This is a genomic window from Pantoea sp. RIT413 (assembly GCF_003057675.2).
Classification (GTDB): Bacteria; Pseudomonadota; Gammaproteobacteria; order Enterobacterales; family Enterobacteriaceae; genus Pantoea; species Pantoea eucrina.
The window spans coordinates 12,963-36,492 of the sequence record NZ_QBJB02000020.1 but is presented as its reverse complement, the minus strand read 5'-3'; the positions used below and the strand labels follow the sequence as shown (position 1 = coordinate 36,492).

Sequence of the window (23,530 nt, the reverse complement as noted above, 5' to 3'; positions counted from 1 at the left end):
ACGTGGTTGCGTCGAATGACAGGTGCCGCTGTAGGGGACGCATTCATGCGTCCCCTGCCAATTTGTGCAATGCATATTATCGGATTCAGGTGCCCACTCCTGACCGCAATGTGCCATCATCAGCAAACTCAGACCGCAGCTCTGCTCCACCTCTGCTAAACTGACCCGGCAGCAACATTCAGCAGGCATAAACCGGATGCGGGTATCAGCTACCTCTTTCGCTCAAACCTGCTGAAGGAGACGCCATGTTGCAGACACCTCCTGGATTGTCATCAACGTGGTCAGGGCCGTGGGGCCTGAAGAAACATATGTTTTATTAAGGAAAAAGTTATGGATGATGTAGATCTGGCACAGGAACGAGAAGCCGCTCATCTGGAGAGCGCCCTGTTTGCGCGTAAACCACGTCTGGTGAGCGCAACGGGCAACTGTATCTGGTGCAGAGATGAACGCGTTGTCGCTGATACTGCATTTTGCTCTGCAGAGTGCGGAGAGGACTATCACAAGCACCAGCGTGAAATGAAACAGCGTATTAACGGCGAATAAGCCAGCCGCGGCATGAATTTATGCCTGAAAAAAGCCTGAACGCGCGTTCAGGCTTGATTATCTGCTGTGTCTGGCCAGCTTACTTTTTAGCGGGTAAAGCGGGTTCAGCAGCCGCAACGCCGGTCAGCTCGCTCAGTCCTGCATGGTTAATTTCACCATCGGCTTTATCCACGGCCTGAGAGATAGTCAGCAGATTCTGCAATTCGCTTAGCAGAATAGCGGCATCGGACCTCAGCACCTCATCGCTTTCAGCGGAGTCGATAACCGTATTGATCGCTTTATTAGCCGCATCGATCATCTCCGTCACTCCACCCTGCCTGCTGACGGCCAGTACCAGCGCGCTAATCAGCAGCGACTGTGCTTCAACCCGGGCGGTCAGCTGTTTCATGTCCGCATCGATGTGCGATATTTTTGCCAGCATACTCAGGACGACGTTTTTCATTGGTTGTGCTCCCTGAAAAAAGATCAATCTTACCGCGTTAGCGAACCGCTGCAACTCTCATCACTCTGAAAGGTCGTCATGCTTTGCCGGTGAAATTAGGGACAGAAAAAAACCCGGCCGGGGCCGGGTTTATCAACGGGATGGGATGCTATCAGCCGTAGGCGTGCAGCGTGCGCTGGCAGAGTGCTGAGCGAACGCAGTCCTCTTTCGCAAAGCGCACCACGCCCACCATCTCATCCTCTTCAAAGCGCGCCAGCGCATCGGCAAGACCGGACTGGACGCTGGCGGGCAGATCGCACTGAGTAATATCACCGTTAACGATAACCGTGACGTTTTCCCCCAGGCGGGTCAGAAACATCTTCATCTGTGCAGCGGTGACGTTTTGTGCCTCGTCGAGGATAACCACTGCGTTCTCAAAAGTACGTCCACGCATATAGGCGAAGGGCGCAATCTCTACCTTGGCGATTTCAGGCCGCAGGCAGTACTGCATAAAGGAAGCGCCGAGACGTTTAACCAGAACGTCATAAACCGGACGGAAATAGGGGGCGAATTTCTCGGAAATGTCTCCGGGCAGGAAACCGAGATCTTCATCCGCCTGCAGTACCGGGCGCGTCACGATAATCCTTTCGATATCCTTATTGATCAGGGCCTCAGCTGCTTTTGCTGCGCTAATCCAGGTTTTACCGCAGCCAGCTTCACCGGTTGCAAATATCAGCTGTTTCGTTTCTATGGCGTTAAGATAGTGCGCCTGAGCTTCATTCCGGGCTGCAATTGGTGCCCGGTCGCGCACATCGCGCGCCATGCCAATAGCATCTAACCCGCCCATCTGCACCAGCGAAGTGACCGATTCTTCTTCGCGCTGACGATGACTCCGGGAGTCACTACGAAGCACACGACGAGCTTCACGACGCGCTTTGATCACTGCTTTCTGTCTTCCCATAGTGGCACCTTACAGTTGGTTTCATGAATCGCGACGGATCACCCGCGGCGATGACTTGAACGCTTTAGAGGTTACGTTGGCTTCCTTTTAGCCATACTGATACACAAAACGGGGTGTACAACAGCGCCGAAACGCCGCAGCGCACCGAATAAAAACAAACTGGATGATGAAGATAGTGGATGAAAGATGAGTAAAACGTTGACAGGAGGCTCTCTCCCGCAGAGAACTGCGCTTGCTGTGTTACACCTGCTGGTTCCGGAATGGAACGCCTCATGCGCGAACTCCAGTGGCTGATGCCACAAAACTGACAACGCTTATGAGTAAAGTGAAACATAGCGCCGAAAATTTGCAACACTATTTTTACTTTTAGATGCAAATTAAGATTTGTTGTGGCGATGGTATCAGGCGCAGCCCATAAAAAATGCAGATAAACCAGTGCAGTATATAAAATATAAAAAGGATCCTTTGCGGATCCTTTTGCAGAGCAGAACGCTTATCTGCCGCAATAAGCATTGCCGGCAGCAGGGTTCATGCTTCAATCAGCGACTGACCAAGATAGCGCGTGGCATCGGCTACGCCCGGCAGCGCAAAAAAGTAGCCGCCGCCGGTGGGTCGGATATACTCTTCCAGCGCCTCGCCGTTAAGCCGCTGCTGCACTGCGATAAAACCTTTAGTGAGATCGTGCTGATAGCAGATAAACAGCAGCCCCATATCAAGCTGCCCTGCCCCGGTGATCCCGGCAGAGTAGCTGTAGCCGCGCCGCAGTATCAGGCTGTCCGCCGTCTCAGGCGTACGCGGGTTAGCGAGCCGGATATGGGCATCCAGCGCTATCACGTCCCCATCCGGATCGCTGGCATAATCCGGCTCATCATGCTCATGATGCCCGCCAAGCGGCGCTCCGCTGAGCTTTTCCCGGCCAAAAATAGTCTGCTGCTCACCCAGCGGCGTGCGATCCCACTGCTCAACGCGGAAACGAATAATCCGCACCGCCTGATAGCTGCCGCCGTATGTCCAGGCGGGCTCCTGCTGATCGGCCGTGACCCACAGCATTTTATCCATCAGCGCGCCGTTTTGCGCATCCGGATTCGCCGTACCGTCTTTAAAACCCAGCAGATTAATCGGGGTTTCCTGCCCGTGACTGCGCGCTGCGTGCTCAGGAATAAACCCTTCGCGCCGCCAGCGTACCGCCAGCAGATCGGGAGCGTGTTTGATGATATCGCGCAGCGCGTGGATCACGGTGTCCTGACTATTGGCGCAGATCTGAATCAGTAAATCCCCGTGGCACTGGCTGGCGTCAAGCGAATCATTGGGAAAGCGCGTCATGGCCTGCAGCTGTGCAGGCTTGTGCGCGCCCAGCCCAAAGCGTTCGTCAAACAGCGAACTGCCCACGGAGAGCGTCAGCGTCAGGTTATCCGGTGCAATAGTGGCACCGAGAATGCCGGAGTCAGCCGGCGGCAGCTGCGCATTTGTCACCGCTGGTGCGGGTCCGCCCTGCGTCAGAAAGGCGAACCTCTCCGTCAGCAGTTGCAACAGACGCGTCAGCTCCGCTTTACCGTCGGCCAGCACGTCAAAGGCCACCAGCATCATGGCGGCCTGCTGCGGCGTCAGGATACCTGCCTGGTGCGCCCCGTAAAATGGTTGCACCTGCTGACGCGCATCAGGTGCAACCGTGCCCGGAGAAAAATGCTCTGCTGCTGCGCCAGCGTGGAACGGACAGCTGCCCCCGAGCGCAGCCGCACCGCCCAGCACACCCAGCCCCTGCAGTAACCGGCGACGTGCCGGCTGCATGGCATCATGCTGTTTAGCCATGGTTAATCGAGGCCCAGCGTGCCGCGCAGCAGCGAGAGATCTTCAGCCAGCACGGTAATCGGTGCTTTTAACGCATTGCGATCGGCCGCGGTCAGCTTCTCATAGGATGCGTAACCCTCAGCCGTACGGTATTTATCCAGTATTGCGTCAACTTTGCTGAAGTTAGTATCGATTTTTGCCAGAAGCTGCGGATTCCGCTGCTGCAACAGCGGGCGCAGCAGCGACACAATTTTCTGCGCGCCGTCGACGTTTGCCCGGAAATCAGACAGGTCAGTGCGGCTGTAACGATCCTCCTCTCCGGAGATTTTGCTCGAAGCCACCTCTTCGATCAGACCCGCTGCGCCGCCCACGACTTTAACCGGCGCAAATGCCAGCGCGCTGATGCGCGCCTGCAGCGCTTTAACATCGTCATTGAGCTGACTGGCGAAAGGCGCGGCACCGGTCGTTGTGCGATCGGCAAACAGCAGCTTCTCCAGGCGGTGGAAACCGGTAAATTTAGGATCTGCCGCTTTCTGCTCAAAATCATCTTCGCGTGCGTCGATACTGCCATCCAGATCGGAGAAGAGTTCAGCAACAGGCTCAATACGCTCATAGTGGGCGCGGGTCGGCGCATAGAGCGCTCTCGCCTTGTCACCGTCGCCTGCATTAATGGCTGCCGTAAACGCTTTGGTACTGCTTACCAGCGCGTTAACTTCATTCAGGACGTACGCTTTATAGTCGGCGATAGGCTGAGCCAGCTGCAGCAGCTCTTTCTGCTCTGGCGTTGATGACTGCCCCGATCCGGCCACCGTCAGTTTGCCTTTCGGATTACTCAGCAGGCCGCAGGTCATCTCATACTCACCCGCTTCCAGATTTGCCGTCAGCTTCTGCGTAAAGCCCGGCGCGATATTTTCCCGCTCCTCGACCACCATGACCCCTTTCAGGATCTCCCACTCCAGCGCTTTCTGGCTATGGTTTTTGATAATGAACTGGCTTTTACCCGCCGGCACGTTCATCGTCATGGGCTCACACTGTTTATCCGTAACGGTGACGGTGAACTGCGGGATCTCTGCAGCGGCTGCAGCCCCGGAAAGCAGCAGCGCGACGACAGAGGCGGTAGCGCGTAACGTGGTATTCATGATGGTATCCGTGTTAAAGAGTCAGGTTAAAACAATCGGGATTAGCGCAGGCTGCGTGCGGCAGCCGGAGCAGAAGGCGCCGGGAAAAAAAACAGCAGCAGCGCCGGCACCAGATAGAGCAGCCAGGCTGCAACCTCACTGACGCTGGGCGCTTCCTGATAGCCGAGCAGGCCTTCAAGCAGCGTACCGGCCAGAGAGTGCACAGAGAGCACGCTGCTTATATCAAACGCCGTTGCCTGGAAGTGGTTCCACAATCCCGCCTCATGGAAAGCGCGGATTGCGCCGGCCGCAAGCCCGGCGGCTACAAACAGAATGAACAGGCTGCTCCAGCGGAAAAAATGGGCCAGATTAAGCCGGACGCCGCCGTAGTAGATCAGCGTACCGAGCAGCGCTGCGGTCAGCAGGCCGAGCAGCGCGCCCGCAGGTGGGGCATAGCCCACATCCTGCGTAAAGGCCGCCAGCAGAAAGAACACCGACTCCAGCCCTTCGCGCGCTACGGCGAGAAACACCATAATCACCAGCGGCAGGCCGCTGCCGCCCCGCTTTGCCAGCGCCTGATCCACTGACTTCTCCAGCGTCAGGCGCATGCTGCGCGCAACTTTGCGCATCCAGAACACCATGGTGGTCAGCATCACGACCGCAATCAGCGCTACCACGCCTTCAAACAGCTCCTGCTGCTTCTGCGGAAACTCACCGGTCGTGGCATTGATGGCGATACCCAGTCCCGCGCAGAGCACAATGGCCGCTATCACCCCGCCCCACATCGCCGGGAACCACCGGGTGCGTCCGGTGCGCTTCAGATAGCTGGCGATCAGGCTGACAATCAGCGCCGCTTCCAGACCTTCACGGAGCATAATGAGAAACGGAACAAACATAGTTTGCCTCTTAAGTGTTTAGCAGGGTAAATCTGTCGTAAAAAAACGTAAAGTGCGAACGATATCGATTATCATTATCGCTGCAGAAAAAACAAGTCACTGCGGGAAATTATTTTGCTGCACAGGGGGGAGAAGTCAGGGGATGACCGTTCAGAAAGGTCGGCAGGATCGCGTTGCCTGACGCCTCAACGTAAAAAGGAGGCACATTACTGTGCCTCCTTTTTGATAGCGGTGCCGCAACGCACCGCGCGAATACCTTAATCTGCCTGGTATTCCGCTTCCGCGGCGGCAAAACGCTGCTGCGCGGCGGCGGAAGGTGCTTTGCCCGTCAGGCTGAAGACCACAATCGCGATGCTGGCAAAGATGAAGCCTGGAATGATTTCATACAGCTCAGCGTAACCGTACTGTTTCCACAGCAGCACCGTCGCGGCACCAATTACCATTCCCGCCAGCGCGCCGTTACGCGTCATGCGCTTCCAGCAGACACCAAACAGCACCACCGGACCAAACGCCGCGCCAAAGCCAGCCCATGCATAGCTCACCAGGCCCAGCACCCGGTTATCCGGATTGGATGCCAGGGCAATAGCAATCAGTGCAATCAGCAGCACCATGGCACGTCCGACCCATACCAGCTCCTGCTGGCTGGCATTTTTACGCAGGAAGCCCTTATAGAGATCTTCCGTCAGCGCACTTGAACAGACCAGCAGCTGGCAGCTCAGAGTGGACATGACCGCAGCAAGAATGGCCGAAAGCAGAATACCGGCGATCCACGGGTTAAACAGAATACGCGTCAGCTCAATAAAGATACGTTCTCCATTCTGCGTGACGCCCGCGGCCTGCGCCGGGTTATTCTGGAAGTAGGCGATACCAAAGAAGCCTACGGCAACCGCGCCCGCCAGGCAGAAGATCATCCATGCCATGCCGATGCGACGCGCGGTACGGATGGAGCGATGGGAGTCTGCCGCCATAAAGCGTGCCAGGATATGCGGCTGGCCGAAGTAGCCCAGCCCCCAGCCAAGCAGCGAGATGACCGCGACAAAATTGAGCCCCTTGAGCATATCGAGGTTCTCGATGCTCTTCTCGCGGATCACCGTCAGTGAATCATCAAAGCCGCCTACGGCGATAATGACAATTACCGGCGTCAGGATCAGCGCAAAAATCATCAGCGTCGCCTGCACCGTATCGGTCCAGCTCACGGCCAGAAAGCCGCCCACCAGCGTATAGAGAATGGTGGCCGCTGCGCCCGCCCAGATAGCGGTCTGGTAATCCATACCAAAGGTGCTTTCAAACAGGCGCGCACCGGCCACCACGCCTGAAGCGCAGTAAATGGTGAAGAAAATCAGGATAACCACCGCGGAGATCACGCGCAGCAGCTTGCTTTTGTCTTCGAAGCGGCTGGTAAAGAAGTCAGGCAGCGTCAGGGCGTTATCGTGATGCTCGGTCTGCACGCGCAGACGACCCGCCACAATTTTCCAGTTCAGCCAGGCGCCAATCGTCAGGCCGATAGCGATCCAGCTTTCAGAGATGCCGGACAGGAAGATGGCACCGGGCAGGCCCATCAGCAGCCAGCCACTCATATCGGAGGCACCGGCTGAGAGCGCCGTAACAAAACTGCCCAGGCTGCGGCCGCCCAGAATATAATCATCAAAGTTTTTTGTTGACCGGTAAGCGATAAACCCTATCAACACCATCCCAAGGATATAGATAATAAAGGTCACCAGCATTGGTGTACTTATACTCATACTCTCTCCACTTATTATGTAATTGCTTAAGAGAAATTCTTTGCCCGCCCTGCCTCAGCAGCATTAGCCGGGCGTCTCCCTGGCGCGACGTATCACTTACCCTCTTTGTCACGGCAATTGAATCACACGGCAGCACCGGAACGGGGTGGCCACTGCGCGTTACCGCCGTCAGAGAAGCGAATTTCTCTTAAGGCGCGGTATCCTGCCGCAAAGGTGCGATGTGCACAATGGATTTAACACAGCTGTTACCTGGGTTTCACCTCTCTTTCTCATTTCTTTGCTCAAAGGTTGCGCCCGTTCAAACTTTTGGTTGCACCAGAAACGCGGCTTTTTGCGGTTTAGTGAACCCGGTTGCAACTCTGGCGAGATTCTTGCAGCAAGAAACGTGCCGTTTCTTTACAGTTAACAAACAAACGGCTTTCAGGCATGCAACCTGGGTCACATTTAACACGGTTGCACAAAGTTGCAACATGAGTGATAGTGCAGCCCACGCTGATGTTGATTTATTTTTCAAGACGAGGAATTCATGGGAACAACTACCATGGGGGTGAAGCTGGATGAAGCCACCCGCGAGCGCATTAAGCTGGCAGCACAGAAGGTCGATCGCACATCTCACTGGCTGATTAAGCAGGCTATTTTCAATTACTTAACCCAGCTTGAAGCGGGCGAGACCCTGCCGGAAATTCCCCTGCAGGCCAGTGAAACCACGGCAGAAGAGAACCTGCCCGAAGAGAGCCTGCAGCCGTTCCTCGACTTTGCTGAACACATTCTGCCGCAGTCGGTTACCCGCTCCGCAATTACCGCCGCATGGCGCCGGCCCGAGACGGAAGCGGTACCAATGCTGCTGGAGCAGGCTCGCCTGCCCGCTCCGCTGGCAGAGAAAACCCATCAGCTGGCCTATAGCCTTGCCGACAAGCTGCGGCACCAGAAAGGTGCAACCGGACGCGCCGGAATGGTGCAAAGCCTGCTGCAGGAGTTCTCCCTCTCCTCGCAGGAGGGCGTGGCGCTGATGTGCCTGGCAGAAGCGCTGCTGCGTATTCCGGATAAACCCACCCGCGACGCGCTGATCCGCGACAAAATCAGCAACGGCAACTGGCAGTCGCACCTGGGCCGCAGCTCATCCATGTTTGTTAACGCCGCGACCTGGGGCCTGCTGTTTACCGGACGCCTGGTCTCAACCCATAACGAAGCGAGCATGTCCCGCTCGCTGAACCGTATTATCGGTAAAAGCGGCGAGCCGCTGGTGCGCAAAGGCGTGGATATGGCCATGCGCCTGATGGGCGAGCAGTTCGTTACCGGCGAGACCATCGCTGAGGCGCTGGCCAACGCCCGCAAGCTGGAAGAGAAAGGCTTCCGCTACTCCTACGACATGCTCGGTGAAGCGGCCCTGACCGCCGCCGATGCGAAAGCCTATCTGCTCTCTTATCAGCAGGCGATCCATGCGATTGGTAAAGCCTCCAACGGCCGCGGCATTTATGAAGGCCCGGGCATCTCGATCAAACTCTCTGCGCTGCATCCGCGCTACAGCCGCGCCCAGTACGATCGCGTTATGGAAGAGCTTTATCCGATCCTGAAATCGCTGACGCTGCTGGCGCGTTCATATGACATCGGCATTAATATCGATGCCGAAGAGGCCGATCGCCTTGAACTGTCGCTGGACCTGCTGGAAAAACTCTGCTTTGAACCTGAGCTGGAAGGCTGGAACGGGATTGGCTTCGTGATTCAGGCTTACCAGAAACGCTGCCCGATGCTGATCGACTCGCTGGTCGATCTGGCACAGCGCAGCCGTCGCCGCCTGATGATCCGTCTGGTGAAAGGCGCCTACTGGGACAGCGAAATCAAGCGCGCGCAGATGGAAGGCCTTGAAGGCTATCCGGTCTATACCCGCAAGGTATATACCGATATCTCCTATCTCGCCTGCGCCCGCAAACTGCTGGCGGTACCGAGCCAGATCTACCCGCAGTTTGCCACGCATAACGCCCACACGCTGGCCGCTATCTATAATCTGGCGGGTAATAACTACTATCCGGGCCAGTATGAGTTCCAGTGCCTGCACGGCATGGGCGAGCCGCTCTATGAACAGGTGGTGGGCAAAGTGGCCGATGGCAAACTCAGCCGTCCCTGCCGTATTTACGCGCCGGTGGGCACGCACGAAACGCTGCTGGCTTACCTGGTACGTCGCCTGCTGGAAAACGGTGCCAACACCTCCTTTGTTAACCGGATCGCCGATAAGAGCCTGCCGATAGATGAGCTGGTTGCTGACCCGGTGGTAGCGGTAGAAAAAATGGGCGCAGCCGAAGGCGCCGTGGGTCTGCCACATCCGAAGATCCCGCTGCCGCGCGATCTCTATGGCGACAAGCGCCCGAACTCCGCGGGTCTCGACCTCGCGAATGAACATCGCCTCGCCTCACTCTCCAGCGCCCTGCTGAACAGCGCCAGCCAGCCATGGGTGGCCCAGCCGATGATCGAGGGCACCCTGGAAACGGGTGTCAGCCAGCCGGTACTGAACCCGGCGGCGCCGGCTGACGTGGTCGGCAGCGTGCGCGAAGCCACCGAAACCGAAGTCTCTGCCGCGCTGGATGCGGCGGTCGGCGCCGGACCGATCTGGTTTGCCACTCCGCCAGCCGAGCGCGCGGCGATCCTTGAGCGTGCCGGTCAGGCGATGGAAGCGCAGATGCAGCAGCTGATTGGTCTGCTGGTGCGCGAAGCGGGCAAAACGTACAACAATGCCATCGCCGAAGTGCGCGAAGCGGTAGACTTCCTCTACTACTACGCCGGTATGGTACGCGATGATTTTGACAACGAAACGCATCGTCCGCTGGGTCCGGTAGTCTGTATCAGCCCGTGGAACTTCCCGCTGGCGATCTTTACCGGCCAGATTGCCGCCGCGCTGGCTGCCGGCAATAGCGTGCTGGCAAAACCGGCCGAGCAGACGCCACTTATCGCGGCGCAGGCGGTGCAGATCCTGCTGGATGCAGGCGTTCCCGCCGGCGTGCTGCAGCTGCTGCCCGGCCAGGGTGAAACCGTGGGCGCACAGCTCACCGGCGATGAGCGCGTGCGCGGCGTTATGTTCACTGGCTCAACCGCCGTGGCAACGCTGCTGCAGCGTAATCTTGCCGGTCGTCTCGATCCGCAGGGGCGCCCGACACCGCTGATCGCAGAAACCGGCGGCATGAACGCCATGATCGTTGACTCCTCTGCCCTCACCGAACAGGTGGTGGTGGATATCGTTGCCTCCGCGTTTGACAGCGCCGGCCAGCGCTGCTCGGCGCTGCGTCTGCTCTGTATTCAGGAAGATGCCGCCGATCACACCATTAAGATGCTGCGCGGCGCGATGGCGGAGTGCCGCATGGGCAACCCGGAGCGTCTTTCAACTGATATCGGTCCGGTTATCGACCAGGAAGCGAAAGCGGGCATCGAGCGTCACATTCAGGCGATGCGCAACAAAGGCTTTACCGTTTATCAGGCGGTGCAGGAGAATGCGCAGGACCGTAAAGAGTGGGAGAGCGGTACCTTTATCAAACCCACGCTGATTGAGCTGGATCAGGTCAGCGATCTCGATAAAGAGATCTTCGGACCGGTGCTGCACGTGGTGCGCTTCTCGCGCAGCAGCCTGCCGCAGCTGATTGAGCAGATCAATGCCACCGGCTATGGCCTGACGCTTGGCGTACATACGCGTATTGATGAAACCATCGCTCAGGTTACTGCAAACGCGCACGTCGGCAACCTCTATGTGAACCGTAATATGGTCGGTGCCGTAGTTGGCGTGCAGCCGTTTGGCGGCGAAGGCCTCTCCGGTACCGGCCCGAAAGCGGGTGGCCCCCTCTATCTCTACCGCCTGCTGGCACATCGTCCGGATGGCGCGCTGCGCCTGACCTTCGATCGTCAGGATGCTGAGCAGCCGGTTGACAGCAGCGTGCGTACAACGCTGATGGGCGCACACCAGGCGCTGCAGAACTGGGCGCAGGATAAGCCAGCATTGCAGGCGCTGTGCCAGCGCTATGATGAGCTGTCGCAGGCGGGCACGGTGCGTCTGCTGCCGGGTCCGACGGGCGAACGCAACACCTTCAGCCTGCTGCCGCGTGAACGCGTGCTCTGCCTCGCCGACAATGAGCAGGATGCGCTGATCCAGCTGGCTGCGGTTACCAGCGTGGGCAGTCAGGCGCTGTGGCAGGATGATGAGCTGCATCGTGGCCTGCTGAAATCGCTGCCGTCTGCCGTACAGCAGCGCATCCGGCTGGCAAAAGATGCCCTGTCCGGTGAGTTCGATGCGGTGATCTACCACGGTGATGCCGATCAGCTGCGTACGCTGTGTGCCGATATCGCTGCACGCGAAGGCGCCATTGTTTCCGTCCAGGGCTTCGCCCGCGGGGAAACCAATCTGCTGCTGGAGCGGTTGCTGATTGAACGGTCGCTGAGCGTCAACACCGCGGCGGCAGGCGGCAACGCCAGCCTGATGACCATCGGTTAAACGTCAGGTTATGACAGTAAAGGGCCCCCTGCGGGCCCTTTTTTATTGCGGGTTTGCCAGGGACGCATGAATGTAGCCAGGGACGCATTAATGCGTCCCCTACGGTGGGAATTATTGTACCCACAGGAGCGCCATTAATGGCGCCCGGAAACCAGCATCGGCGCACGAATGTGGCCAGGGACGCATGAATGCGTCCCCTACGATGGGAATTACTGTACCCACAGGGGCGCCATTAATGGCGCCCGAACATCACCAGGGACGCATCAATGCGTCCCCTACGATGGGCATTGTTATCCCGCAGGGGCGCCATTAATGGCGCCCGGAAACCAGCATCGGCGCACGAATGTGGTCAGGGACGCATTAATGCGTCCCCTACGGTTGGCATTGTTATCCCGTAGGGGCGCCATTAATGGCGCCCGAACATCACCAGGGACGCATTAATGCATCCCCTACGATGGGAATTATTGTACCCGTAGGGGCGCCATTAATGGCGCCCGGAAACCAGCATCGGCGCACGAATGTGGCCAGGGACGCATGAATGCGTCCCCTACGATGGGAACTGTTATCCCGCAGGCGCGCCATTAATGGCGCCCGGAAACCAGCATCGGCGCACGAATGTGACCAGGGACGCATTAATGCGTCCCCTACGGTGGGAATTATTGTACCCACAGGGGCGCCATTAATGGCGCCCGAACATCACCAGGGACGCATTAATGCGTCCCCTACGGTGGGAATTATTGTATCCACAGGGGCGCCATTAATGGCGCCCAAACACCACCGTCGGCGTATAAATAAGCAGGGGACGCATGAATGCGTCCCCTGCGGTTGGAATTGTTGCGCCTGTATTTACCTACGCTGCTTTGCGACGCTTCATGCCGATTAGCGTCGGGAACAGGAACAGCGACTGACCCAGGCCGCGGTTGGTCAGTGACCAGACCGCTACTGAACAGAGCGAGCAGATCCCGACGATTGCCAGCGGATAGAAACAGGCCCACAGCACGGAGAACCACGCCTGCTCAAACAGGTGATGACGCTGGGCAAACAGAATCGCCGACATCCCGAAAAACTCAATAAAGATACGGTGAATAACGTAGATTTGCAGCGTATTGCGCCCTACCCAGTTGAAAAAACGCATACTGAAACGCTGGTTAAGCCAGCGGCAGGCCGCCACGCTCACCAGCACGGCGATGACGCACATAAACAGGCTTTTATCCAGGCCCATAATCACGTGAAGTCCCGTCAGCGCGGCCAGTGCCGCCCACGGCAGCAGGTTTTCACGGCGCAGCTCGCTCAGGCGCAGCATCACCGGGCTCCAGAATGCGCCCAGCAGGAAGAACAGGAAATATTGCGCGACGCTCTGCGGCCCCCAGTAGGGAATGATTTTTTCCACCGCCAGATAATTCAGTACCACCGCCACAACCAGCAGCGCGATTTTCTGCTGATGGAAAATTTTTGCACACAGGAAGTAGATCGCCAGACCATACAGATACCAGGAGGTACTCATCGCCATAAACGTCAGCTTGAGAAACTCCAGCAGTGAACCGGCATAGGCCGCATTAAGATTTTGCGAAATGCGTTGCCCGGTGATTTCTGTGGAAATCCCGACAATTGACCACCACTGAATAAAGCCCCACAAAATATAGAGATAGAACAGATTGGTAATACGGCTGGTAAATACCTGTTTCCATGAACGATTCAAAATGCCATTGGTCGCCAGCAGGCCGGAAACAAAAAAGAATGCCGGCATACGTAATGGCGACAGTACCGTATTAAACTGTACCCATATTTCCGCCGGAAACCATCCGGCACTCAAATATTTTATCGTTGTTTCAAATCCCGGTAATACGGTGTGATAGAGCACCACCAGCAAAATACAGGCACCTTTCAGGGTATTTATCCAGCCTATATCATTTTTCCCGTTATCTTTCATCAGGTTGACTCCTAAAGCTGTGTAGGTCTGTAAGAGGTAAACGCATTAATAATCAGTTCGTGAGTTATGGTTATTAAACGATTATTCAACAGCACTGCGGGGAGTGTATCTGGCGAAAGTCCTAAATTGTCTTTGCTGGCCCTGATGTAACAAGACTTTACGTTAATCAAAATGCATTTACATCTGCCTGAAGCGGCACAGAGAGTTATAAACTGTGATTCAGGAAAAATAATCAGTAAGAAAAGCTGCTGTTTAATTAAGAGCAATCTGCAAACAGAGAAGCCAGTTAATAATTTAGCAATAAGACAATTATATGACTATGCACCAAAAGGATAAGAGAAACGCGAAGGGATATGATAGCAGCGAAATAAATAAGGGCCAGCGAACCGGCCCTGAATATTACTGATTAAGAAATTTATCCAGGAATTGTCGGGTACGAGCCTGCTGCGGATTACTGAACAGGGTTCTGGCCTCCCCCTGCTCCACAATGCGCCCCTGGTCCATGAAGATAGCGCGGTCAGCCACATCACGCGCAAAACTCATCTCATGCGTGACGATCACCATCGTCCGTTTCTCCTGCGCCAGGGCGCGAATGGTGTTCAGCACCTCGCCGACCAGCTCCGGGTCAAGCGCGGACGTTGGCTCATCAAACAGAATCACCTCCGGGCGCATTGCCAGCGCGCGGGCAATTGCCACCCGCTGCTGCTGCCCGCCGGAAAGCCGGCGCGGAAAGCTCGCCTCTTTACCCGTCAGCCCGACCTTCTCCAGCAGCTGACGCGCCCGCGCCTGCGCTTCTGCTTTCGGCTCACCTTTAACGATCACCGGCCCTTCAATAATGTTTTCCAGCACCGAACGATGCGGGAACAGATTGAAGTTCTGAAACACAAACCCGACCTGCTGGCGCAGCTGACGCACCTTCTCTTTCTGTTTGTTAAGACTCAGGCTGGCGTCAATGGTGATGCCGCCTACCGTCACGCTACCCTGATCCGGCACCTCCAGCAGATTGATACTGCGCAGCAGCGTGGTTTTTCCCGAGCCGCTGGGGCCGATAATCGCCACTACCTCTCCGGCAGCCACGTCGAGATCGATGCCGTGCAGCACCGTCTGCCCGTGAAATTTTTTCACCAGCTGGCGGACTTCAATTGCACTCATTTATCCTCCCGATCCTGACGATTAACGTGCGCTTCAAGACGGTTCTGCAGCGCGGAGAGCACGGTCGCCATGATCCAGTAGATCAGCGAGGCGGCCAGATACATGGTAAACACCTCAAGCGTGCGTGAGGTGATTAACTGCGCCTGACGAAACAGCTCCGGCACCTGGATAGTGGCCGCCAGCGAGGTATCCTTGACCAGGCTGATAAAGCTGTTACCGAGCGGCGGCAGCGCAGTCCGCGCCGCCTGCGGCAGGATCACCCGGCGCAGCGTCTGCCACGGGGTCATACCAATGCTGGCCGCCGCTTCCCACTGCCCGCGCTCGATAGAGGCGATAGCACCGCGCAGCGACTCTGACGCATAGGCCGCCGTGTTCAGCGACAGGCCAATCATCGCGGAGGGAATGGGATCGAGTTCAATGCCAAACTGCGGCAGGCCGTAGTAGATCATAAACAGCTGGGCGATCAGCGGCGTGCCGCGGAACACTGAGACATAGATGCGCGCCAGCCAGTTCACCGGCCAGAAGCGCGACAGGCGCATCAGGGCAAGAATAAAGCCCAGCAGCAGGCCAAAGAACATCCCGCCGATGCTGAGCTGCAGCGTAAACAGTGCCCCTTTAAGTAAAAAAGGTGCTGAATCCAGCACCAGATGTACGCTCTCCAGCATTATTTCGTCACGTCCGTGCCAAACCATTTATCAGAGAGTTTTTTCAGCGAGCCATCTTTCTGCATCTCTGCCATCGCCTGATCGATCGCTTTCAGCAGATCGTCGTTACCCTTACGCACCGCCACGCCAGCTTCCAGGCGCGAGAACGCCGGACCCGCTACGGCCATGGTGTCACCGGTTTTCTTCACCAGATCGAGCGCGGCCAGGCGATCGACCAGAATGGCGTTCAGGCGGCCGGAGCGCAGATCCTGATATTTTGTCGGGTCATCATCATAGGTGCGGATATCGACGCCTTTGACGTTATCACGCAGCCACTGCTCATAGTTGGAGCCGAGGCCCACGCCCACTTTTTTCCCTGCCAGGTCCTCAGGTTTGGTGATGGTGCCGGCGTTTTTCTTCAGCGTCAGCGCCTGCACGCCCGAGATGGTGTACGGCGTGGAGAAGTCATACTTCTTTTTACGCTCATCGGAGATAGTGACCTGATTTATCACCACGTCAATACGTTTTGAATCCAGAGACGCCAGCATACCGTCCCATTTGGTCGGCTTCAGCGCCGCTTTTACGCCGAGATGCTGTGCCAGCTCCTGCGCAAACTCCACCTCAAAGCCGGTCAGTTTGCCGCGCTCATCCTGGAAACTGAACGGCGGATAGGTGCCTTCAAGGCCCACGCGCAGCTCGCCTTTATTTTTAATCTGTGCCAGCAAATCTTCAGCGGCAAAGGTTTTTGCGTTGATGCCTGCGAGCAGCGCCACCGCCATCATTCCCATCGCCAGCGGGCGACGAATCAGAGAGAAAGCCATGTTTACCCCGTTATTATCTGTTGTGTGTGTCAGTGCAGGTGCGTCGCGTGACGCACCCTGTAACAGATAGCGTAGTCTTATTATGAACGCCACAGAAATTGCATCTCCGTGGTGACGTTACGCCTGTCTGTGGCAGCGATTATAGAGCGTTTCGTCAGCCTGTCTCATACCGAAGGATGATAAGCAAATAACGCCGGTGCGCCGCCGGTATGTACAAACAGCAGCGGCCCTTCGCGCCGGAAGCGCTTCTGGCTGATACCGTCAATCAGACCGGCCATCGCTTTGCCGGTATAGACCGGATCCAGCATGATACCTTCCAGCCGTGCCAGCAGGCGCACTGCCTCCATGCCCTCTTCGCTGGGTTCGCCATAGCGCGGCGCGTAGTACTCATCCCAGAGCGTGATCGCCGCCTGCGGCTTCAGCTCAAGCTGCTCTGCCAGCGCGCTGCGCAGCCGCTCTACCACCGGCAGCTGCGCGGCCACGCTACGTGACACTGTCACGCCAACCAGCTCGCTTTCCGGCAGCAGCTGCTCCAGCCCTACCGCCAGACCGGCATGGGTACCGGCGCTGCCGGATGCCACCACCACCGCCGCGAAATCCACTACGCCCTCGCTCTGATGGGCGATCTCCTGGGCGCACTCTACGTATCCCAGCGCGCCCAGCGCATTTGAGCCGCCGACCGGCACGATATAGGGGCGATACCCCTGCGCTTCAAGGCGCTCTGCGTAGTCGCTGAGCTGCTGCGGCGGGTTATCCAGCGCCGCCACCATTTCAATCTCCACGTCCATCAGATCCAGCAGCAGGCGATTGCCGTTGGAGAGATAATTTTCTGCCGTGGTGCCAATCGGGTTTTCCAGCAGCGCCACGCACTTCAGGCCGAGTCGCGCCGCCACTGCGGCCGTCTGGCGTACATGATTGGACTGGATCGCGCCGGCGGTCAGCAGCATATCCGCGCCCTGGCGGAGTGCGTCCGCGGCCAGAAACTCCAGCTTGCGCAGCTTGTTGCCGCCCAGCGCGACCGGCGTAACGTCATCGCGTTTAATAAAAATATCGCGGCCAAGGTAATCGGACAGACGCGGCAGATGCTCCAGCGGCGTAGGTGCGCCAAGCAGCTCAAGACGCGGAAACTGGTGCAGAAGATGTAGGGACAATGCAGGCCTCCAGGGCAGTGTGAAGATATCCCTGTAGTGTTGCAGAAGATGCGCTGAGGCGCATCCGGAATTGTGGGATAGCAGCAGCCCGCTGCGGCACCGATCGCCGCAGCGGACATTAATCATTGATCAGCCGCGCTGCCAGCCGAGGAACTGATCGTATTTACGCAGCGCAATACGGTAGTTGTTATTACCGGCATCGGGCAGATCGTGCTGCAGACACTCATGCCAGCTGTTGCCGGATAGATTTTCTGCCGGGAAATTTCTCGCTTTCAGCATGTCATCAAGTCGACGCAGGCGCACCACATACTCCCGAATCGTACTGTGGTTCATCTCGGTCTGTTCAAACAGATACTGTTTAAACGCCATGATGTCGAAGTAGTTCGGATGGGTATTACAAAAAATATCGCTGCAGAAACGGCATAGCGCTGTCAGTTCGGGCTGCAGCTTCGTCCAGACCTGATCGTCAATCATCTGGTCCATGCGGGCTATCGCCTCTTTATTGATGATCTGGCCACGAAACACCAGCGCCATACGATCTAATACTTTGCCACAGTGTGAACAGTTGCTTTGGCTATGTTTATAGTCTTTAAGATAACGACTTAATGGCCTGACTTTAATTTTGGCTCCCATCGCTGAGTCCCCGGTTTTTTTATTTTTGTTTCCCCAGGACTGAGTCTGTCAGCGCGCTCCCGCTAACCGGGCACGCAGGCGTTTAATCGCCTGACTGTGCAGCTGACTGACGCGGGATTCTCCCACCTCCAGCACCGCGCCAATCTCTTTCAGGTTCAGTTCTTCCTGGTAGTACAGTGTGAGCACGAGCTTTTCGCGTTCGGGCAGCGCCTCGATTGCGTCAATCACGCGTTCACGCAGATTCCCTTCCATCAGCTGATGCAGCGGATTTGCCTCTTCATGGCCCTCTGTCACCAGCTCTGCGCTGTCACCGTGCTCTTCCCGATACTCGTCATAGGAGAAGAGCTGGCTATTGTTGGTATCCAGCAGGATCTGCCGGTACTCCTCCAGCGACACGTTCAGCTGCTGCGCCACCTCCTGCTCCGAGGCTGAGCGGCCGAGCGCCTGCTCCACCTGGTGCATGGCACCGGCTACCTCGCGCGCGTTGCGCCGCACGCTGCGCGGTGCCCAGTCGCGGCTGCGCAGTTCGTCCAGCATGGCGCCGCGAATACGCTGCACGGCGTAGGTGGTAAAGGCGGTGCCCTGCAGCGCGTCGTAGCGCTCCACGGCATTCAGCAGTCCGATGCCCCCAGCCTGCAGCAGATCGTCAAGCTCCACGCTGGCCGGCAGGCGCACCTGCAGACGCAGCGCTTCATGCCGCACGAGGGGAACGTAGCGCTGCCAGAGCGAATGTTTATCCATCACGCCGCCGGCGGTATAGAGATCGTTCACGTTGACTACCCTGCGTTAATTAAGTTATCGGCATGATTATCCAATTCTGTAGCGGTTTCGATTGGCAGAATAGGCGGGCAAAAGCGAGGTTATTTCAAATTAGTGATGGATGGCGGTGGCGGACACCGCCGTTGCGGACGCTATCTGTTGCGCTGCTGCAACCGCTGCCTTGTGGCAGGCGGCACCGCGGGCCACAGCGCGCAGATTTTGCCCGCCAGCGGCTGATAAGCGAAGCCGTCCGCCGCTTCACTCTCCAGCGCCGCGCTGAGCATCACCTGCCCGGTTTCACCATCAATGCTAATCAGTTTATTGCGGAACAGGCGCTGCAGATCGCTGCGTAAAAACAGGCCGTTATCGACGCTGTTATCCGCCAGCAGCCCCGCCTCGCTCTCGTCGGTGTTGATATGGCACGCCTCCACCCACGGCCAGCCGTGTGGCTCAGTGAGCGGCGTGCCGGTGATGACGCAGGCGCCGTAGCGCGCTTTCACCGCCGCCAGAAACGCCGCCTGGCTGGCGTGCTGCAGCACGCGGGTTTTCACCCGCCGCCCGACTTCGGTGCCGGGCATCACGGCGGCGGGTGCCGGCTGCTGCGGCGTGCTCAGCACCACGATAAACTGCACCGCGCGCGACAGCGGAAAACAGGGATGCGCCTGCGCGTCAAACAGCTGCCAGTACGCCTCCTCCTCCTGCTGACGCATCAGCACCAGTCGGTAGCCCCGGCTGGTGAGCAGGTTCTGCGCCGCCGCCGAGTGCGGATCGAGCATCGCATAGACCCGGCTCTCGCCCATCACTTTCCAGCGCCCCGCCTGGCTGGCGTCGTCGCTGCGGCGGAAATAGAGAAACGCCTGCTGCGTTTTCAGGTAGCGCTCAAAGCGGCGCAGATAGTTTTTGTGCTCGTTGTCATCGCTGATAAACAGCAGCTCCTCGAGCGGGCTGTTCAGCGCCTGCTGCGCAAACAGCGCGCGGATCGCCAGCTGCCGATAGCTCACCGGGGGGCTCAGCAGGCCGCGCGCGGTGAGCGCTTTTTCGCCGGGATGCTGCTGCGCATAGCGCAGCGCAATCTCATCAAACGAGAGCAGCTCACCCGGTAACAGATCGTAGTTGAAGCGCATCGCCCCTCCCTGAGTGGAAAATATGACCTATAGCGGAATGGTTCTGTAACAGATTATCGGCCGCGCGGCGGCAGGCTGTAGCAGGCAGCTGCGGTTTTATACGCAAAAAAAACCCCGCCGGAGCGGGGTTTTGATGCTTACGCGGGGAGCGATTAGCCCTGCAGCAGAGAGAGAACCTGCTGTGGAACCTGGTTCGCTTTCGCCAGCACGGAGTTACCCGCCTGCTGAACGATCTGCGCTTTAGACATGTTTGACACTTCAGTGGCGTAGTCCGCATCCTGGATACGGGACTGAGCAGCCGTCAGGTTAGTGGTGGTGTTGCTCAGGTTGGTTACCGCTGAGTTCAGACGGTTCTGAATCGCACCCAGTGAAGAACGGAATTTATCAACGTCAGCGATAGCGGAATCAATCGCTTTCAGCGGATCCGCAGTCACAGCACCAGTAATTTCAGCACCAACAGTAACGGTTGCTGCTGCCGGATCGGTTGCTGGGTCCGTTTCATCAGCAACTGCTACCGTTGCTGCCATATATTTACCGGTAGTAGCATCTTTCACGGCATATTTGGTGTCGCCATTGGTATCTTTATAAGATTGCAGATCAACTACGTTACCACCGGTATCCTTAACATTAGCCGCTTTAACTGCAACACCAGCTCCATCAGTCAGTTTGGCTGAACTGAAATCAGCAAAGCCTGATACAGTGAAGTCTTTCAGCTTCAGAGAGGTCGTATCGATCTGTTTCAATTCGATATCAATGGTCTGGCCATCGTTAGCGCCAACCTGAATTTTCATGGTGCCATCTTTGGCCAGCACGTTTACGCCGTTGAACTGGGTTTGTTCTGATACGCGGTCAATTTCGCCCAGACGCGATTTGATTTCGTCCTGGATAGAGGATTTATCAGAATCGGAGTTGGTGCCGTTCTGCGCCTGCACGGTCAGCTCACGGATACGCTGTAAGTTGTTGTTGATTTCAGACAGCGCGCCTTCAGTGGTCTGCGCGGCTGAGATACCGTCGTTGGCGTTACGGGCTGCCTGCGTCAGACCTTTGATGTTGGACTGAAAACGGTTAGCGATAGCCTGGCCTGCTGCGTCATCTTTCGCGCTGTTGATACGCAGACCCGATGACAGACGCTCCATAGAAGAAGAGAGAGCAGACTGGTTTTTGTTGATGTTGTTCTGAGTGATCAGCGAGAGGCTGTTAGTGTTAATGACCTGGGCCATGATAAAGTTTCCTGTTTAATCAAGTCTTTCGGTTAAGGTTTGGGCTTCAACCCGTCGGCTTCATCGCCGTCAAAGTTGTTATCGTCTGCCCCTGAACAACCTTTAGATTTTTTTTAGGACCGGGTGAATTTTTTTCGTTTCACCTGCCATGCTTCTGGTTATCGCCACCCGCCCGCGCTTCTTTAGCCCCGCTTACCTTTTTTTTAGCGCCGGAATTACCTCCGTTAAGTCCTTCTATTCCGTTTATCACTCAGCGGTGATTAATTCTAAACTTTGCCGCGTCGACGCCGATAATTGCGCTATTCACTCTTTACAGCGACAGGAAAAGGACACTATATGGCCAGCATCTCTTCCCTCGGCGTCGGCTCAGGCCTGCAGCTCAGCGATATTCTCGATAGCTTAACCAACGCCGAAAAAGCGAACCTGAAGCCGATTAGCACCCAGCAGAGCGCCTATACCGCGAAGCTCAGCGCCTACGGCACGCTCTCCAGCGCGCTGACCGCGTTTCAGACCGCCAACAGCGCGCTTAACAGTGCCGACATCTTCAGCGCCACTACCGCAACCAGCAGCAGTACGGCGTTCAGCGCCACCACCTCCGGCAGCGTAGTGGCAGGTAAATACACGATTAATGTGACGCAGCTGGCGCAGGCGCAGACGCTGACCTCAGCGGCGCAGAGCAGCAACAGCAGCGCGCTCGGCGACAGCGCCGCCAGCCGCACCCTGACCCTCAAGCTTGCCGACGGCAGCAGTAAAGATATTGCGCTCACCAGCGACCAGACCTCGCTCACCGGCATGCGCGACGCAATTAACAAAGCGAACGCCGGCGTCTCTGCCAGCATTATTAAGAGCAATGAGGGCGAATACCGTCTGTCTTTGACCGCCACCAAAACCGGCGAGGCGAACGCCGTTACCGCCGTCAGCGTCAGCGGCGACGACACGCTGCAGGCAGTGGTTGGCTTTGATAAAAATGATACCGCAGGAAATAACAAGCTCAGCGTCAGCGTCGCGGCGCAGAACGCAGAGCTCACCGTGAACAATATTCCGATCGTCAATAGCAGCAACAGCATCAGCGACGCGCTGGAGGGGATCACTCTGAACCTGACCGCGACTACCAGCGGCAACCAGACGCTGACCGTGGCGCAGGACACATCAAAAGCCACCACTGCGGTGACCAACTTTGTTAACGCCTATAACACGCTGCTCGATCAGTTCAGTACCCTGACTAAATACACCGCGGTGGAAAAAGGCGCTGACGCGCAGGATAGCAGCAACGGCGCGCTGGTCGGCGACAGCACCCTGCGCAGCATTCAGACGCAGATCAAGGGGCTGCTGACCAACTCCGCCAGCTCCTCCGCCTATAAAACGCTGGCGCAGATTGGTATTACTTCCGATCCCACCTCCGGCAAGCTGACGCTGGATGACAGTAAGCTGAAAACCGAGCTGGCGAAAGATCCGGACGGCATTAAAGAGATGTTCGTCGGCGACGGCAAAAAAACCGGCATTACCACGCGCCTGGCGGAAAACCTCACCAGCTGGCTCGCTACCAAAGGGCCGATCCAGACCGCCAAAGATGGCGTCAGTAAAACGCTGAATGAGCTGACGCAGAAATATAACGATATGAATACGCGCATCAACGACCTGATTGCGCGCTACAAAACCCAGTTTACCCAGCTGGATCTCGCCGTCAGCAAGCTCAACAGCACCAGCGACTACCTGACGCAGCAGTTTGACAGCATGACCAGCAGCTCGAAAAAATAAGGAGTGACCATGTACGGGGCAAATGGCACGCAGGCCTATGCAAAAATTGGCGTTGAGAGCGCCGTAATGAGCGCTACTCAGCCGCAGCTGATGACGCTGCTGTTTGATGGCGCCATCAGCGCCGTGGTGCGCGCACGTCTGTTTATGCAGGATGGCAACATCGCGGGCAAAGGCAGCGCCATTTCGAAAGCGATCAACATTATCGAGGCCGGTCTGAAGCAGGGCCTGGATGAAGCCTCAGGCGATGCGCTGACGCTGAATCTTATCGGCCTCTACTCCTATATGGTGCGCCGTCTGGTGGAGGCAAACATCCGCAATGACGTGGCAGCGCTGGAAGAGGTGGAAACCCTGCTGCGCAATATCGCTGATGCCTGGAAAGAAGTCGCTTAATCTTAATT

General features: G+C 57.0%; 19 protein-coding genes. 4 read left to right on the top strand and 15 right to left on the bottom strand.

Annotation, left to right across the window (positions count from 1 at the left end; translation table 11 throughout):
• The first annotated feature begins 330 nt into the window (after positions 1–330).
• Positions 331–543, top strand: coding sequence for a hypothetical protein (locus tag DBY66_RS16805; RefSeq protein WP_039385019.1), 213 nt, complete (start codon positions 331–333; stop codon positions 541–543).
• Between the two features lie 79 nt (positions 544–622).
• Here the strand turns inward: DBY66_RS16805 and iraP are convergent, their stop codons facing one another.
• The 6 genes from iraP to putP all read right to left on the bottom strand — a co-directional run bounded on the left by iraP (position 623) and on the right by putP (position 7,469).
• Positions 623–985, bottom strand: a complete 363-nt coding sequence (gene iraP, locus DBY66_RS16800; protein ID WP_071667935.1) for an anti-adapter protein IraP — start codon at positions 983–985, stop codon at positions 623–625.
• 151 nt (positions 986–1,136) lie between these two features.
• The gene (gene phoH, locus DBY66_RS16795) at positions 1,137–1,925 is read right to left on the bottom strand and encodes a phosphate starvation-inducible protein PhoH (RefSeq protein ID WP_039385023.1); all 789 of its coding nucleotides are present in this window, start codon (positions 1,923–1,925) and stop codon (positions 1,137–1,139) included.
• 528 nt (positions 1,926–2,453) lie between these two features.
• Positions 2,454–3,734 carry an iron uptake transporter deferrochelatase/peroxidase subunit gene (gene efeB / locus DBY66_RS16790; protein ID WP_108569599.1) on the bottom strand — a complete coding sequence of 427 codons (1,281 nt, stop codon included), beginning with the start codon at positions 3,732–3,734 and terminating at the stop codon, positions 2,454–2,456.
• Between the two features lie 2 nt (positions 3,735–3,736).
• Complete coding sequence (gene efeO / locus DBY66_RS16785; RefSeq protein ID WP_108569598.1) at positions 3,737–4,852, bottom strand: iron uptake system protein EfeO; 1,116 nt, start codon at positions 4,850–4,852, stop codon at positions 3,737–3,739.
• Positions 4,853–4,893: 41 nt separating this feature from the next.
• The gene (gene efeU, locus DBY66_RS16780; protein ID WP_039385029.1) at positions 4,894–5,727 is read right to left on the bottom strand and encodes an iron uptake transporter permease EfeU; all 834 of its coding nucleotides are present in this window, start codon (positions 5,725–5,727) and stop codon (positions 4,894–4,896) included.
• Positions 5,728–5,984: 257 nt separating this feature from the next.
• Positions 5,985–7,469, bottom strand: coding sequence for a sodium/proline symporter PutP (gene putP / locus DBY66_RS16775; protein WP_039385031.1), 1,485 nt, complete (start codon positions 7,467–7,469; stop codon positions 5,985–5,987).
• 526 nt (positions 7,470–7,995) lie between these two features.
• Here putP and putA point away from each other — a divergent pair.
• On the top strand, positions 7,996–11,940 hold the full coding sequence (putA, locus tag DBY66_RS16770; protein ID WP_108569597.1) for a trifunctional transcriptional regulator/proline dehydrogenase/L-glutamate gamma-semialdehyde dehydrogenase: 3,945 nt from the start codon (positions 7,996–7,998) through the stop codon (positions 11,938–11,940).
• Positions 11,941–12,790: 850 nt separating this feature from the next.
• Here the strand turns inward: putA and DBY66_RS16765 are convergent.
• From DBY66_RS16765 to DBY66_RS16725, 9 genes are all read right to left on the bottom strand, one after another.
• Positions 12,791–13,870 (bottom strand): acyltransferase family protein, encoded by a 1,080-nt coding sequence (locus DBY66_RS16765; RefSeq protein WP_104085121.1) that lies wholly within the window; start codon positions 13,868–13,870, stop codon positions 12,791–12,793.
• Positions 13,871–14,269: 399 nt separating this feature from the next.
• Positions 14,270–15,022: an L-cystine ABC transporter ATP-binding protein TcyN gene (gene tcyN, locus DBY66_RS16760; RefSeq protein WP_071667940.1), complete on the bottom strand. Its 753-nt coding sequence runs from the start codon at positions 15,020–15,022 to the stop codon at positions 14,270–14,272.
• On the bottom strand, positions 15,019–15,687 hold the full coding sequence (gene tcyL, locus DBY66_RS16755; RefSeq protein WP_071667941.1) for a cystine ABC transporter permease: 669 nt from the start codon (positions 15,685–15,687) through the stop codon (positions 15,019–15,021). The genes tcyN and tcyL overlap by 4 nt, the downstream gene beginning before the upstream one ends.
• Positions 15,687–16,487 carry a cystine ABC transporter substrate-binding protein gene (gene tcyJ / locus DBY66_RS16750; RefSeq protein ID WP_039385043.1) on the bottom strand — a complete coding sequence of 267 codons (801 nt, stop codon included), beginning with the start codon at positions 16,485–16,487 and terminating at the stop codon, positions 15,687–15,689. Before tcyJ ends, tcyL begins: the two co-directional genes overlap by 1 nt.
• Positions 16,488–16,651: 164 nt before the next feature.
• Positions 16,652–17,638 carry a D-cysteine desulfhydrase gene (locus tag DBY66_RS16745; protein ID WP_108569596.1) on the bottom strand — a complete coding sequence of 329 codons (987 nt, stop codon included), beginning with the start codon at positions 17,636–17,638 and terminating at the stop codon, positions 16,652–16,654.
• A 129-nt stretch (positions 17,639–17,767) separates the two neighbouring features.
• Positions 17,768–18,271, bottom strand: a complete 504-nt coding sequence (gene fliZ / locus DBY66_RS16740) for a flagella biosynthesis regulatory protein FliZ (protein WP_039385047.1) — start codon at positions 18,269–18,271, stop codon at positions 17,768–17,770.
• Between the two features lie 48 nt (positions 18,272–18,319).
• Positions 18,320–19,042, bottom strand: coding sequence for an RNA polymerase sigma factor FliA (locus DBY66_RS16735; RefSeq protein WP_039385048.1), 723 nt, complete (start codon positions 19,040–19,042; stop codon positions 18,320–18,322).
• Between the two features lie 140 nt (positions 19,043–19,182).
• Positions 19,183–20,154 carry an HNH endonuclease signature motif containing protein gene (locus DBY66_RS16730; protein ID WP_108569595.1) on the bottom strand — a complete coding sequence of 324 codons (972 nt, stop codon included), beginning with the start codon at positions 20,152–20,154 and terminating at the stop codon, positions 19,183–19,185.
• Between the two features lie 152 nt (positions 20,155–20,306).
• Complete coding sequence (locus tag DBY66_RS16725; RefSeq protein WP_108569594.1) at positions 20,307–21,374, bottom strand: FliC/FljB family flagellin; 1,068 nt, start codon at positions 21,372–21,374, stop codon at positions 20,307–20,309.
• Positions 21,375–21,710: 336 nt separating this feature from the next.
• Here DBY66_RS16725 and fliD point away from each other — a divergent pair, with 336 nt between their 5' ends.
• Both fliD and fliS read left to right on the top strand, forming a co-directional pair.
• A complete protein-coding gene (gene fliD, locus DBY66_RS16720) occupies positions 21,711–23,132 on the top strand; it encodes a flagellar filament capping protein FliD (RefSeq protein ID WP_108569593.1) in 1,422 nt (473 codons plus the stop codon).
• 9 nt (positions 23,133–23,141) lie between these two features.
• Positions 23,142–23,522 carry a flagellar export chaperone FliS gene (fliS, locus tag DBY66_RS16715; protein WP_108569592.1) on the top strand — a complete coding sequence of 127 codons (381 nt, stop codon included), beginning with the start codon at positions 23,142–23,144 and terminating at the stop codon, positions 23,520–23,522.
• Positions 23,523–23,530 lie beyond the last annotated feature (8 nt).